Genomic DNA, 12,707 nt, shown 5'->3' on the forward strand with positions numbered 1-12,707 from the left:
TGTTCGACCACGGCCTATGCGGAAGAGTTGCTGAACGAGCTGGACAATCTTGAAGGTTGGCCGGATGAAGTTAAAGCCATGCAGCGCAACTGGATTGGAAAATCTCGCGGCGTCACCCTTAAGTTTGGGGTTAAAGGTTCTGATGAAACGGTTGAGGTTTATACGACCCGACCGGATACGCTGATGGGCGTGACCTACCTGGCGGTTGCGGCCGGGCATCCTCTGGCGGCGAAAGCCGCTGAGAACAGTGCGGAACTGTCAGATTTTATTGCAGACTGTGCTCGTTCGACGACGTCCGAAGCCGATATGGCTACGATGGAGAAGAAAGGCTGTGCAACGGGCCTGTATGCGGTACACCCATTAACGGGTGAGGAAGTCCCGGTATGGGCGGCGAATTTTGTCTTGATGGACTATGGCACCGGCGCGGTGATGTCTGTTCCCGGGCATGATCAACGTGATTGGGAATTTGCCCATAAATACGGTTTGGACATCCGTCAGGTGATTGAACCAACGGATGAACAAGGCGAGTGTGACCTGAGCAAAGCCGCTTACACTGAAAAAGGCCGCCTGGTTAACTCCGGTGAGTTTACCGGTCTGACCTTCGAAGCTGCCTTCGATGCTATTGCAGATGCTTTGAAATCAAAAGGTTGCGGGGAAGTGACCACTAACTATCGTTTACGTGATTGGGGCGTCAGCCGTCAACGCTATTGGGGGACTCCGGTTCCTGTTGTGTTTGTTGATGGTGAAGCGAAACCGGCCGATCAGTTTCCGGTAGAACTGCCCTACGATGTCACCTTCGATGGCATGAACTCCCCCCTGAAAGGGAACCCGGAGTTCGAAAACACGACCTGGCAGGGGCAACCGGCGAAACGTGAGACGGATACCTTTGACACCTTCATGGAGTCAAGCTGGTATTACGCACGTTACTGCACACCGCAGTATGATGAGGGCATGCTGGAACCCGAAGAGGCCAACTACTGGCTGCCGGTCGATCAGTACATCGGTGGTATCGAGCACGCGACGATGCACCTGATGTACGCTCGGTTTTTCCACAAAGCCATGCGTGATGAAGGCCTGGTGACTTCTGATGAGCCGTTCACTAACTTGCTGTGCCAAGGCATGGTATTGGCCGAAACGTGGTTTAAGCTGGACGGGCACACCAAAGTGTGGGTGTCTCCCGAGGACGTCACGGTCGAAAAAGACGATCAGGGCCGGATTATCGCGGGTGTACAGACATCGACTGGTGAGCCGGTGACTTATGCCGGCATGGCAAAAATGTCCAAATCGAAATTGAACGGCAAAGATCCGCAAAAAGCGATTGACCAGTATGGGGCGGATACCGTGCGGCTGTTTTCGATGTTTGCAGCACCGCCGGAACAGACGCTTGAATGGACCGAGTCCGGTGTTCAGGGCGCCAGAAAGTTCCTTGAGCGACTGTGGCGTGCCGTACAGGATTTGCAAGCGAAAGGCCCGGTTGCAGAACTGAACACGTCCAACTTATCAGAAGCCGCGAAAGCCCTGCGTTTGAAAACGCATGAGACGATTCAGGGTGTATCCATCGATTTTGGTGAAAGAAAAACGTTTAACACCGCCATCGCGAAAATCATGGAACTGCTCAATGCCGTCAACCGCTTTGAAGATGAATCTGAACAGGCGGGCGCGGTGATACAGGAAGCGCTTACTTCTGCTGTCCTGATGCTGTCGCCAATCGCTCCGCACATTACTCAAGAGATCTGGACCCAGATGGGGCATGACGGTTTGATTCTGGATGCCGAATGGCCTGTGGTCGATGAGTCGGCGTTGGTTAAGGACACATTGCTGTACGTTGTGCAGGTAAACGGTAAAGTGCGTGCCAAGTTAGATGTCCCGGCAAATGCCGACAAAGCGGACGTCGAGGCGATGGCGCTGGCTGATGAACGGGTGACTAAGTTTACCGACGGCAACACCATTCGTAAGGTGATTGTGGTTCCGAACAAACTGGTCAATATCGTTGCTAACTGATCTCCTGTCATAAGCATGACCGTCACTGCTGAGATGTGATCAGTATGTGGCGGTCGGCAACCATCGGGTACTCTCCGGATGAAATTGAATCTGCAACAACTGAATCAGAAACTGACATCGGAAGCGTTGCCGCCGGTGATCTGGCTCAGTGGTGATGAGCCTCTGCTATTGATTGAAGCTGGCGATGCCGTCCGCGCTTCGGCGACCGCGCAGGGCATCAGTGAACGCCGGGTGCTGGAAGTCGATGCCCGCTGGGATGGCGCGGATTTGATTGCGGCAAATCAGTCGATGAGCCTGTTTGGAGAACGCGAGCTGATAGAGTTGCGTTTGCAGGCGAAGTTGTCGGACAAGGGCCGCAAAGCGCTACTGGAATACGTGCACAGTGCCAACCCGGATAACCTGTTGTTGATTGTCTCTGAGCGAATTGAAGCCGCGCAGAGCAAAGCCAAATGGTTTACTCAGGTTCAGGAGTCCGGCTGGTGGGTGCCGATATGGCCGATTGAATACAGTCAGCTGCCCGGCTGGATTGCGCAACGCATTAAACAGGCGGGGCTGCAGGCCGAACCGGATGCGGTGTCGTTGTTGGCTGAACGAGTGGATGGAAATCTGCTGGCGGCCAAGCAGGAAATCGATAAGCTGGCGCTGCTGGCAGAAGAGGGCGGTATCACCACAGAACTGATTCTCGCCAGCGTGTCTGACAGCTCCCGCTACACGGTTTTTGATTTGTCTTCGTCCTTTTTACGCGGGGATCTGTCCCGTGCGCTGAAGGTTTTACACACGTTGGAGTCCGAAGGCACTGAGCCACCGGTAATTCTATGGCTCATCAGTCGCGAGCTGCGTTTGGTGTTGGAGTTAGCTGAAGCGCATGCCCGAGGGCAAGCCCTGAACGGGTTGTTCAAAAAGTTACGCATTTTCGAGAAGCGTCAAAGTGATTATCAACGTGCGGTACAACGAGCACCGGCCTCGCATTATCAGCAATGCCTGTTGGCCTGTTCAGGCGTTGATGCTTTGATCAAAGGGCAGGCAAAAGGCGATGTCTGGACGGCGCTCAGCGAGATGCTGGTGGCGATTGCGACCCCGGGTCTTCAGGCGTATCAACTGGATGTGTCTCGACCGGGTTAGCGACTCGGTTGGCCCGATAACTGTAGATAAAGACCGAAAACGGAACCAGATACGTCAGGAAGAGCGCTGGCCAGCGCAGACTTTCCTCACCGACCAATGCCGACCACTGATTGATAACGGTTAGCACGGAGCCAACGACCAGAGCGGTTTTAATACCTTTCAATATAACGTCTCTCGGCGCGATCACTTAACAGGAGCTCTTTTTGCAAAACGAATTATTGAGTCAGCCGATTCCGAACCTGGTTGTCAGAAAGTCGATTCCCATGGTGTTCGGTGTCCTGGCCATACTACTGTTTACTTTAGTTGATACCTGGTTTATTTCACTGTTAGGCACTGAGCCGCTGGCGGCCATGTCGTTCAGCTTTCCGGTCACCTTTATTGTCTCCAGTATGGCCATGGGCATGGGCATCGGGCTTTCCGCTGTCGTGGGTCGGCTGTTGGGTGGTGGTGATCACGAGCAGGCGAAGCGCTTTACCACCGATAGCCTGATACTCAGCACGATTCTGGTGCTGGTATTAGGTGTGGTCGGATTGCTGTTGATGGACCCTTTGTTTCGCCTGTTAGGCGCACCCGATTCCGTCCTTGTGCATATTCGGGCTTATATGGGCGTTTGGTTTTTAGTGATTCCGCTGTTGGTGATTCCGATGGTCGGTAACAGCGCCATCCGGGCCAGCGGGGATGTCAAAACCCCCAGTGTGGTCATGTTGATTTCCGGGCTGGTGAATGGGGTGCTCGACCCGATATTTATCTTCGTGCTGGATATGGGCGTTCGCGGCGCGGCACTGGCAACCGGTGTGAGTTGGCTGATCACCTTTGTCGTGGCGTTTCATGTTCTGAAAAACCGGTTGAACCTTTTAACACTCGAAAAGCCAGAGAAGTCTCTTTTGTTCATTCACTGGCGACAACTGATGTCCATTGGCATGCCGGCCGCGCTCGCGCAGATGTTGAATCCTATGGCCAACGCGATACAGGTTGCCATCTTGGCCGGGTTTGGTGTGGCAGGCGTGGCGGCCTTTGGTGCCAGTAGCCGTATTGAAGCCATTTTTTTGGTCTTTATTATGGCTTTAGGGTCCGTCATGCCAACGGTGTTGGGGCAGAATCTTGGGGCAGGCCAAAAGCAGCGTTCCGCTCGAACCATTAGCTTCACGATTCATCTGGTGATTGGTCTCTATTTGGCTATGTATGCCCTGATTTTCTTGCTTGCGCCCTATTTGGCAGGGTTGTTCACGGATGAAACTCAGGTTGCCGAGCTGGCGACGCTTTATCTGCGGATCATGCCGTTGAGTTATGCCTGGTTAGGCGTCGGTATTGTCGCTTCACAAATTCTGAATGTGTTGCATCGGCCGATGGCGTCGTTGTGGATGAATGTACTGCGTCTGTTTGGATTTCTGATCCCCTTTGCCTGGCTCGGTGGACAGTTATTTGGCACGCTTGGTGTTTTCTCGGGTGTCGCCTTAGCGCATACCGTCAGTGGTTTGCTGATATATGTCTACATTCTGAAAATCGCACGGGGAATCGATGAACCTTCCGTTAACGATCCTGGCGCAACCAGCGGTGGGCTGTCTTAATCACGGATGCTCTCAGTTGTTTCATGGCCTGACCGGAAGAACGCCAGCTGTGCCAGTAGAGCGGCACATCGATAAAGGTCTCGGGCGCCAGATCAATCAGGCTGCCGACCTGTACAGACAGTGCGGCCTGAATCTCGGGAATCATGCCGAACCCGCATCCGGAGGCGGCCAGTTGTACAAAACCTTCAGAGGATGGGCAGTGAACCAGATTGATCGGTTCTGCTTGCCCCAACTGCTGCAGAAACCGATGCTGAAGCCGGTCGTCCCGGTTAAAGACAAGGCAGGGGGCCTGGTATAACCGATCAAACGATTCCAGCAGGTGGTGACGCATCAGAAAGTCACGGCTGGCATAAGCCCGATATCTCATGGTACCCAAACGGTCGACGCGCCCGCCGTTGACCGCTTTGCCTTCTGCACACAAGCATGCCATCACTTCACCGCGCTTCATTAACTCGATACCGGCATCCTGATCGGCGGTGATCAGATCGACATCGATGTCTTCCGTTATACGTCCGAGAGCTTCTGAAAACCAGGTGGCCAGACTGTCGTGATTAATGGCAATGCGAGCGTGGATCCGGGCATCCGTCTCCAGAGGCAGGTTGAGATCCGACTCCAGATGCAGCACCGTTTCCAGGTGGGTGATCAGTCGCAGGCCAAGGGCGGTCGCTTGTGGTGGTGACTGGCGGAGAATCAGCGGTTGCCCGATGCGGCCTTCCAGCTGTTTGATGCGCTGAGAGATGGCCGACTGGCTCAAATGCAGCGCCTGAGCCGCCCGATCAAAACCCTGATGTTGAATGACCGCCGCAAGGGCGGTGAGTGCGCGATAGTCTAGCATGGTGTTGTCGCTATTTCTTAAATCGAACCATTACATTATAAGAAAAATTAATTAATGAGAAATTTTATTAATTTGAATGATTATTGTCGACCGGATAAGCTGCGGCCAAATTCAGTATGAGATTAGACCATGAGTGATTTTCTCACCGGCTATTCGGTCGCATTGGGGCTCATCGTTGCCATTGGTGCGCAAAACGCCTGGGTCCTGGGTATGAGTGTCCGGCGACAGCACCCTTGGGCCATCGCGGTTGTGTGTTTCACAGTTGATGCGCTGTTGATGGCCTTGGGTGTCCTGTCGGTCTCTCAGATTCAGCAGTGGGTGCCAGGACTGGTTCCGTGGATGACCTGGTTAGGGATCGCTATTCTGGTCTGGTTGTGTGTGTCGGCTTTATTGCGGGTGGTTCGTGGCAACAACGGCTTAAAAACCGTGTCGGAAGTTAAGATGTTGTCCCGTTGGCAAGCCGTGTTTGCCGCACTGACCATTACCTTGTTGAACCCGCATGTATATCTCGACACCGTCGTGCTGGTTGGAAGTCTGGCGGTCACGGCAGAGCATCCGTGGGTGTTCTGGATGGGCGCCGCGCTGGCCTCAACCAGCTGGTTTAGTGCTTTAGCGGCGCTGGGACGACCGCTGAGCCGTTGGTTATCGTCCGTCCGGCGATGGCAGGTCTTTGATGGTCTGATGGCTCTGATCATGGCTTGGGTCGCTCTGGCGCTGTATCAGAGCCTTTGAGGACAGACATAAATCAACCAGGCAGGCGATTACGTCTGTCGCGTCGACCGGCCTTGCCCTAATCTGATGCAAATTTTTTAAATAGGAACCCCCCATGAGCTGGTGGAAAGAAGGCGTTGTATATCAGATTTATCCACGATCCTATGTCGACTCAACCGGCAATGGCGTCGGGGATCTGCGCGGTATCATCAGTCGATTGGATTACCTGACGGAGCTGGGCGTGAACATCGTCTGGCTGAACCCGATTTACGCATCACCAAACGACGACAATGGCTATGACATTTCCGATTACGAAGCCATTATGAGCGAGTTCGGAACGATGGCCGATTTTGATGAGCTGCTCGAAGGACTGCATCAGCGTGGTATTCGGCTGATTATGGATTTGGTGGTCAATCACAGCTCCGATGAACATCCCTGGTTTATCGAAAGCCGGAATCCGGACAGTGCGTATCGGGACTACTACATCTGGCGAGATGGTAAAAGCGGGCGTGCGCCGAACAACTGGGTCAGTGTGTTTTCCGGCCCGGCTTGGGAATATGACCAAGCCTCCGATCAGTACTTCCTGCATTTATTTTCCAAGAAGCAGCCCGACTTGAACTGGGAAAACCCGGACCTTCGCCAGGATATATACGCCATGATGCGGCGCTGGTTCGAACGCGGCGTTGATGGGTTTCGAATGGACGTGATCAACATGATTTCGAAAAATCCGTCACTGCCGTCCGTTGGTGATGAATCGACACTCGCCTGGGGCGGAGAGCACTTCATGAATGGGCCCAGGTTTCATGAGTACATGCAGGAGATGCACCGTGAAGTGCTGGCCGATTTTGACTGCATGACTGTTGGCGAGTGCTTTGACCTGGATGTGAATGAGGGCCGGAAACTGGTCGGAGAAGATCGCAACGAACTCAGTATGGTTTTTCAGATGGAACACATGTCACTCGACCATGGCAACGGAAAATGGGACGTGCAGCCGGACTGGTCGCGGGTCAGGTTGAAAGAGATTCTGAACCGTTGGATCGATGGGCTGGACGGTGTGGGCTGGAACAGTCAGTTCTGGATGAATCATGATCAGCCACGGGCGGTCAGCCGGTTTGGTAATGATGCAGACTATCGGGTTGAGTCGGCCAAAGCCCTCGCCGCCGTAACGTTGACACTGCCTGGCACACCTTACATCTACATGGGGGAAGAAATCGGTATGACCAATGTGGCCTATCCGATTGAGGACTACCGGGATCTTGAAATTCACAATTGGTACAACGAGCAAGTGGCTGCAGGACAGAATCCGGAAGCTCTGCTGGCCTCGGTGCATCGAATGGGAAGGGACAACGCCCGTACTCCGATGCAGTGGGATGCCTCGACCCATGCCGGGTTTACCAGCGGCACGCCCTGGTTAAAGGTGAACCCGAATTATCCGGACATCAATGTAGCCGCAGATCGAGCCAATCCGGATGGTATCTGGCACTGGTATCGGGATCTTATTGCTTTACGTAAAGCCCGGAAAACGTTGGTTTATGGTCGATACGAACCTTACATGATCGATTCGGAACAGCTGTTTGCATTCCGTCGGCAAGATCAGCAGGGGGATTTTCTGGTGCTGATTAATCTCAGTGATGAGCGTGCAATAACCCGGTTACCGGAATCAGTCACGGAACTCGCCTGGCAGGTTGTGAAGAACAACTATCCAGGTCATGATCGGATTGACGCACTGAAGCCCTGGCAGGCACTCATTTTGGAGCTCACTGATTGACCGATTCAACACGCACTAACTTACAGCTGATGCAGGACGGAGATTGGTTTGACGCTGTGGACCCGATCATCCTGGCGCAGAAGCAGCATGTTCGTCAGGTGGTCGCTCAGTTCAACCGGTCACCGTCGCGTGGGCACCTGAAGCAGGTGCTTGCACTGTTGGGCCGCGTTGGGACCGGATGCCGTATCGAAGGTGGGTTGCATCTCGATATGGCGCAGCAGATTTATCTGGGCAAGGATGTCTACATCAATGCGGGCTGTGTGTTGTTGGATGCGGGCGTGATTGAGATCGGTGATCACGTCCTATTGGGACCGGGTGTGCACATCTATGCGGTTGAGCATCCTAAAGACCCGGACCAGCGTCGGGCCGGATGGATGCGTGGCCGACCGGTCCGGATCGGCGCTAACAGCTGGATAGGCGGTGGAGCGTTCATCTTGCCCGGGGTCACCATCGGCCGGGATGCCATCATCGGTGCCGGCAGTGTGGTCACGCGGGATGTGGCCGATGGTGGCGAAGTAGCCGGAAACCCGGCACGCTCTATTCGCTGAGACCGCCAATGCACAGGTATTTAGTCTCCAGATACTCATCAATACCCAGATGACTGCCTTCCCGACCTAAGCCAGACTCTTTGATCCCGCCAAACGGCGCGGTTTCGGTGGACAGAATGCCTTCGTTAACACCGACCATGCCGTATTCTAGACCTTCTGCAACCCGAATCGATCTCGATAAGCTTTCTGTATAAAAGTAAGCGGCAAGCCCGAAAGGCGTATCATTAGCCAGCGCAATGCCTTCAGCTTCGTCTTTGAAGACCATAATCGGTGAAACCGGACCGAATATTTCTTCGTTAACCAGACGCATGTCACCGGTAACGTCTGTCAGGACCGTGGGTTGGTAGTAGAGTCCGCCGAGGGCGTGTGGGCCGCCTCCGGTGAGTACCGTCGCCCCCTTATCCACGGCATCGTTGACCAGTGCCTGTACCTTGTCGAACCCGGCCTGATTGATTAACGGACCCTGCGCTGTATCCGGTTCCAGTCCCGGCCCGACTTTTAAACCGCGGGTGGCTTCCGCCAGCGCCTTGGCAAACGCCTCGGCGACACCGGCTTGAACCAGAAAACGGTTGGCACAGACGCAAGTCTGACCGGTATTACGATATTTTGAGGCCATGGCGCCAGCGACAGCTTTATCAATGTCGGCATCATCAAATACCAGGAAGGGCGCGTTGCCACCGAGTTCCATTGAGGTTCGTTTGACGGTTCCGGCGGCCTGAGCCAGTAATTGTTTGCCAACCGCAGTTGAGCCGGTAAACGATAGTTTTCGCACCAGCGGATGCGTTGAAAGCACTTCACCCACCTCTTTACCCTGAGACGCCGTGATGACATTAAAGATGCCTGCGGGTAATCCGGCTTCTTGGGCGAGCCGCGCGAGTGCCAACGCGGACAGCGGGGTGCCTTCGGCCGGTTTAATAACGATGGTGCAGCCAGCCGCCAGTGCGGGGGCGCATTTTCGGGTAATCATCGCTAAAGGAAAGTTCCATGGGGTAATGGCGGTGCACACGCCGACGGGTTGTTTAATCACCTGAATACGGCGGTCTTTAGACGGTGCCGGAATGGTATCTCCGCGAACCCGTTTGGCTTCTTCGGCAAACCACTCAATGAACGATGCAGCGTACTGCACTTCGCCCCGGGATTCTGCAATGGGTTTACCGCACTCGAGAGTCATCAGTTCGGCGAGCGCATCCTGATGTTCGAGAATGAGGTTGTACCATTGACGTAACAGATTGGCTCGGCTCTTGGCCGGTTGTTGCTGCCAATCGTTCAGCGCCTGATGCGCCGCGAGAATGGCAGACTCTGCATCAGCAGCGGTGCAATCCGGTACCTTGGTCAGCGGTTGCAGATCGGCCGGATTAATCACCGAAAAGGTTTGGTTAGACTCGGAGGCTTGCCAGTCGCCGTTAATGAAACACTGACTGAAGGTGTTTGCTGCAAAGGACATGGAGTTTACCCCATCTGAACATGAATCACTCAGTGTAAAGGGGTTTGGGCGTGTAGGTGAAGCCTACTCTGGTCGTAGAACAGAAAAGGGGATATGAAGGATTGATCATTGCGGTGGCGGCCCCGGGTTCCGGGGCCGCCGGGTCAGACATCAGGCGTCTTGCTGTTCCAGGGTACGAGCGCCGTTAATGGCGATTTCTTGGGTTTCATCGCTTCGGGTACTTCTTTGAACAGCTCAATGGTCAGCAGACCATTGGCCAGGTTGGCGCCGTTCACCTTGACGTGGTCAGCCAACTGGAACTTCCGTTCGAAAGAGCGATAGGCGATACCCTGATACAGATACTCGCGTTTCTGGTCGTCTTTTTCTTTTTTGCCACGAACCTGAAGAACGCCGCTTTCGGAATGGATTTCCAGCTCTTCTTCGGTGAAGCCGGCGACGGCCAGGGTAATGGTGTACTGGTTTTCACCGGTGACTTCGATGTCATACGGTGGGTAGTTGTTGCCGTTGCTGCTGCTTTGTGCAGCGGCATCGATCATTTGAGCGATACGGTCAAAACCAATGGTATTGCGGTAAAGTGGGGTGAAATCAAATGCTGTACGCATGCCTAATCTCCTATGAGCAAAAGGGGTAAGTACCTTGGCTGATGTTGTTCACACCAGGTACTTCGTTTCTTAGTTAATACAACCCGCTTCGCGGCGTTGTATTTCGTAAATAGGGATCCGTGCTGAAGACTTCAAGGCCTTAAGTTTAAGATTTTTTAACCGCCGTTTCTGTCAGTGGAGGCCAGAAGGGTTTCATATTCGGTACAGATATTCTCGACCAAATTCGAGGGTTGTCGGTGCTGCTGTGCTTGATAAAACGCCAGCAGTTTACGTAAGTGGCGTTCATGGATCGGTTGTTCAGGTTGCCAGCCTTGGCCGACCAGTGATGGCTGTAATTGGCTCTGAGACTGGTTAGCGGTATCCGCCAAGGCAATGGTGATCAGTTCGTAGCATCGACCGTTGTCATCAACGATTCGATCACTCAGCGTCACAATGGGTTGGTGCCGTAGATAGTTTCGGACATAAGCGGTTTTTGTGGCTGGCGAGACCACAAAGCGATAATGTCGGGCGCTTGGCTGCTGAAACAGAGCGTCCAGGATCGCGATGGTTTGTTCATCGCCAACACCGGCCAGTATGGCGACCCCTTTCTCGGCTTTCGGTAATATGAGCGTCTGGGCTGGACCAACGGACAGCTCGTAAGAGTCAGCACCGTAGCGAATCAATCGATCTTCCAGCGCTGCCATGATGTCGGGGTGGATATCGTTGAACAGCACACGTTGCGCACGGCCGGCTTCGAGTGCGGCACGGCCCAGTGCCCCGTGGTCACAGCACAGGTCGACCAGCTGGTCGGTGCCGTCAGGAATGGTGTCGAACAGCGCTCTCAGGCGCCGACCGAGTCGGGTTTTCTTGGGCATATTCATGGCGGCGGTGTATTTCGGTAACCTAAATCGGGTAAAGTGTCGCAAACTTTATTAACTGGACCTGAGTTTCATGTCAGAACGTCATTCCAGCCAGTCCGCGACTGGTGCAGGGCAACCTCATAAAGGCGGTTTTTTCAGTAATCTGCTGTTTAATATCATCATACCGGTGGTAATTTTAACAAAATTCAGCGGAGAAACGCAGCTCGGACCATTGTGGAGTATTGTGGTCGCGCTGGCCTTCCCGATTGGTTATGGCCTTTGGGAAATGCGTTTAACCGGTAAGGTTAACGGTTTTTCCGTACTCGGTGTCGTCAGCGTCATTCTGACCGGTGGCATCAGCCTGTTGCAGTTGGATCCGAAGTACATCGCTATTAAAGAAGCGGCCATTCCCGGGATTATCGGGTTGGCGGTCATTGTCAGCCAGAAGTCTCATCGATCCCTGGTGAAAATTTTGATTTTCAATGAGCAGATCATTCGCATAGAAAAGGTTCATCACGCGTTAGCTGAACGCGGAAAAACCGGAGAGTTTGAAAAACGCATGACCGTCGTCACCTACATCGTCGCCTGTTCGTTTTTCCTGTCATCTGCCTTGAACTATCTGCTCGCGAAAATCGTGCTGCAAAGTCCGCCGGGTACGACGGCGTTTTCGGAAGAGTTAGGGCGAATGACCGCCTTAAGTTATCCGGTCATTGTCATTCCCAGCATGGTCGTCCTGCTCGGCGCGATCTGGTATCTGTTTACCCAGTTGAAAAAGCTGACCGGACTGCCGTTGGAGGAACTGATGGTTGATGGCTCCAAGGAGGATCGCTGATGGCGCTGACAATGGAAGAGTTTCGGGCGCAGTATCCGGTCATCATCGAACTACCGGTTCAATGGGGCGATATGGATGCCTTACAGCATGTGAACAACGTGATCTATCTGAAGTGGTTTGAAAGTGCCCGGATCGAGTACATGAACCGGATTGAGTTCATGTCCCGCCTGGTGTCTGACAATGTCGGTCCGATATTGGCGTCTCAGTCGGTCCGCTATCGATTACCGGTTGAGTACCCTGATCAGGTGTTGGTCGGCGCATCCGCGAGCAGCTATGAGGCGCGTCAGCTGGTGCACAGCTATGGTGTCTTCAGCCAGCAGAAGCAAGCGCTGGTTACGACCGGAGAGGCGAGAATGGTGATGTATGACTTTAATCAGGCGAAGAAAGTGGACATCCCTGAAGACATACTGGACAACATCCGTGCGTTAGAACCTTAA

13 protein-coding genes are annotated in these 12,707 nt (G+C 53.7%); 8 read left to right on the plus strand and 5 right to left on the minus strand.

The features are described 5' to 3' along the window. The coding region (leuS, locus tag MED297_RS02780; protein ID WP_008042147.1) for a leucine--tRNA ligase at positions 1-2,001 on the plus strand (2,001 nt) is incomplete at its 5' end. A 78-nt stretch (positions 2,002-2,079) separates the two neighbouring features. Beyond that, positions 2,080-3,123, plus strand: coding sequence for a DNA polymerase III subunit delta (holA, locus tag MED297_RS02785; RefSeq protein WP_008042148.1), 1,044 nt, complete (start codon positions 2,080-2,082; stop codon positions 3,121-3,123). On the opposite strand, the gene nrtS is transcribed toward holA, so the two are convergent. Continuing rightward, the gene (gene nrtS / locus MED297_RS22405) at positions 3,050-3,310 is read right to left on the minus strand and encodes a nitrate/nitrite transporter NrtS (protein ID WP_008042149.1); all 261 of its coding nucleotides are present in this window, start codon (positions 3,308-3,310) and stop codon (positions 3,050-3,052) included. The genes holA and nrtS overlap by 74 nt on opposite strands. A gap of 16 nt (positions 3,311-3,326) precedes the next feature. Between nrtS and MED297_RS02790 the strand changes: the two genes are divergently transcribed. Next, entirely contained in the window at positions 3,327-4,691 is a 1,365-nt protein-coding gene (locus tag MED297_RS02790) for an MATE family efflux transporter (protein WP_008042150.1), read from the plus strand. On the opposite strand, the gene MED297_RS02795 is transcribed toward MED297_RS02790, so the two are convergent. Then, positions 4,654-5,526 carry a LysR family transcriptional regulator ArgP gene (locus tag MED297_RS02795; protein WP_008042151.1) on the minus strand — a complete coding sequence of 291 codons (873 nt, stop codon included), beginning with the start codon at positions 5,524-5,526 and terminating at the stop codon, positions 4,654-4,656. The genes MED297_RS02790 and MED297_RS02795 overlap by 38 nt on opposite strands. A gap of 129 nt (positions 5,527-5,655) precedes the next feature. On the opposite strand from MED297_RS02795, the gene MED297_RS02800 reads away from it, so the two are divergent. The 3 genes from MED297_RS02800 (at position 5,656) to MED297_RS02810 (ending at position 8,553) form a co-directional block, all read left to right on the plus strand. After that, positions 5,656-6,258 (plus strand): LysE/ArgO family amino acid transporter, encoded by a 603-nt coding sequence (locus MED297_RS02800; RefSeq protein WP_008042152.1) that lies wholly within the window; start codon positions 5,656-5,658, stop codon positions 6,256-6,258. A gap of 94 nt (positions 6,259-6,352) precedes the next feature. Beyond that, positions 6,353-8,005, plus strand: coding sequence for an alpha-glucosidase (locus tag MED297_RS02805; protein ID WP_008042153.1), 1,653 nt, complete (start codon positions 6,353-6,355; stop codon positions 8,003-8,005). Then, positions 8,002-8,553 carry a sugar O-acetyltransferase gene (locus MED297_RS02810; protein WP_202594502.1) on the plus strand — a complete coding sequence of 184 codons (552 nt, stop codon included), beginning with the start codon at positions 8,002-8,004 and terminating at the stop codon, positions 8,551-8,553. The genes MED297_RS02805 and MED297_RS02810 overlap by 4 nt, the downstream gene beginning before the upstream one ends. Here MED297_RS02810 and MED297_RS02815 read toward each other — a convergent pair. From MED297_RS02815 to MED297_RS02825, 3 genes are all read right to left on the minus strand, one after another. Further along, the gene (locus MED297_RS02815; protein WP_008042155.1) at positions 8,543-9,997 is read right to left on the minus strand and encodes an NAD-dependent succinate-semialdehyde dehydrogenase; all 1,455 of its coding nucleotides are present in this window, start codon (positions 9,995-9,997) and stop codon (positions 8,543-8,545) included. The two genes, MED297_RS02810 and MED297_RS02815, sit on opposite strands and share 11 nt — an antisense overlap. A gap of 143 nt (positions 9,998-10,140) precedes the next feature. Next, positions 10,141-10,599: an Hsp20 family protein gene (locus tag MED297_RS02820; protein ID WP_008042156.1), complete on the minus strand. Its 459-nt coding sequence runs from the start codon at positions 10,597-10,599 to the stop codon at positions 10,141-10,143. A 155-nt stretch (positions 10,600-10,754) separates the two neighbouring features. Beyond that, a complete protein-coding gene (locus MED297_RS02825) occupies positions 10,755-11,459 on the minus strand; it encodes a tRNA (adenine(22)-N(1))-methyltransferase TrmK (protein WP_008042157.1) in 705 nt (234 codons plus the stop codon). A 70-nt stretch (positions 11,460-11,529) separates the two neighbouring features. On the opposite strand from MED297_RS02825, the gene MED297_RS02830 reads away from it, so the two are divergent. Further along, positions 11,530-12,270, plus strand: a complete 741-nt coding sequence (locus MED297_RS02830; protein WP_008042158.1) for a VC0807 family protein — start codon at positions 11,530-11,532, stop codon at positions 12,268-12,270. Continuing rightward, positions 12,270-12,707 (plus strand): acyl-CoA thioesterase, encoded by a 438-nt coding sequence (locus MED297_RS02835; protein WP_008042159.1) that lies wholly within the window; start codon positions 12,270-12,272, stop codon positions 12,705-12,707. Before MED297_RS02830 ends, MED297_RS02835 begins: the two co-directional genes overlap by 1 nt.

Source organism: Reinekea blandensis MED297 (assembly GCF_000153185.1).
Classification (GTDB): domain Bacteria; phylum Pseudomonadota; class Gammaproteobacteria; order Pseudomonadales; family Natronospirillaceae; genus Reinekea; species Reinekea blandensis.

Excerpts from the sequence above, each read along its gene's own strand:
- holA (WP_008042148.1), top strand. The coding sequence starts at position 2,080 with ATGAAATTGAATCTGCAACAACTGAATCAGAAACTGACATCGGAAGCG.
- MED297_RS02795 (WP_008042151.1), bottom strand. The coding sequence starts at position 5,526 with ATGCTAGACTATCGCGCACTCACCGCCCTTGCGGCGGTCATTCAACAT.
- MED297_RS02800 (WP_008042152.1), top strand. The coding sequence starts at position 5,656 with ATGAGTGATTTTCTCACCGGCTATTCGGTCGCATTGGGGCTCATCGTT.
- MED297_RS02805 (WP_008042153.1), top strand. The coding sequence starts at position 6,353 with ATGAGCTGGTGGAAAGAAGGCGTTGTATATCAGATTTATCCACGATCC.
- MED297_RS02815 (WP_008042155.1), bottom strand. The coding sequence starts at position 9,997 with ATGTCCTTTGCAGCAAACACCTTCAGTCAGTGTTTCATTAACGGCGAC.
- MED297_RS02820 (WP_008042156.1), bottom strand. The coding sequence starts at position 10,599 with ATGCGTACAGCATTTGATTTCACCCCACTTTACCGCAATACCATTGGT.
- MED297_RS02825 (WP_008042157.1), bottom strand. The coding sequence starts at position 11,459 with ATGAATATGCCCAAGAAAACCCGACTCGGTCGGCGCCTGAGAGCGCTG.
- MED297_RS02830 (WP_008042158.1), top strand. The coding sequence starts at position 11,530 with ATGTCAGAACGTCATTCCAGCCAGTCCGCGACTGGTGCAGGGCAACCT.
- MED297_RS02835 (WP_008042159.1), top strand. The coding sequence starts at position 12,270 with ATGGCGCTGACAATGGAAGAGTTTCGGGCGCAGTATCCGGTCATCATC.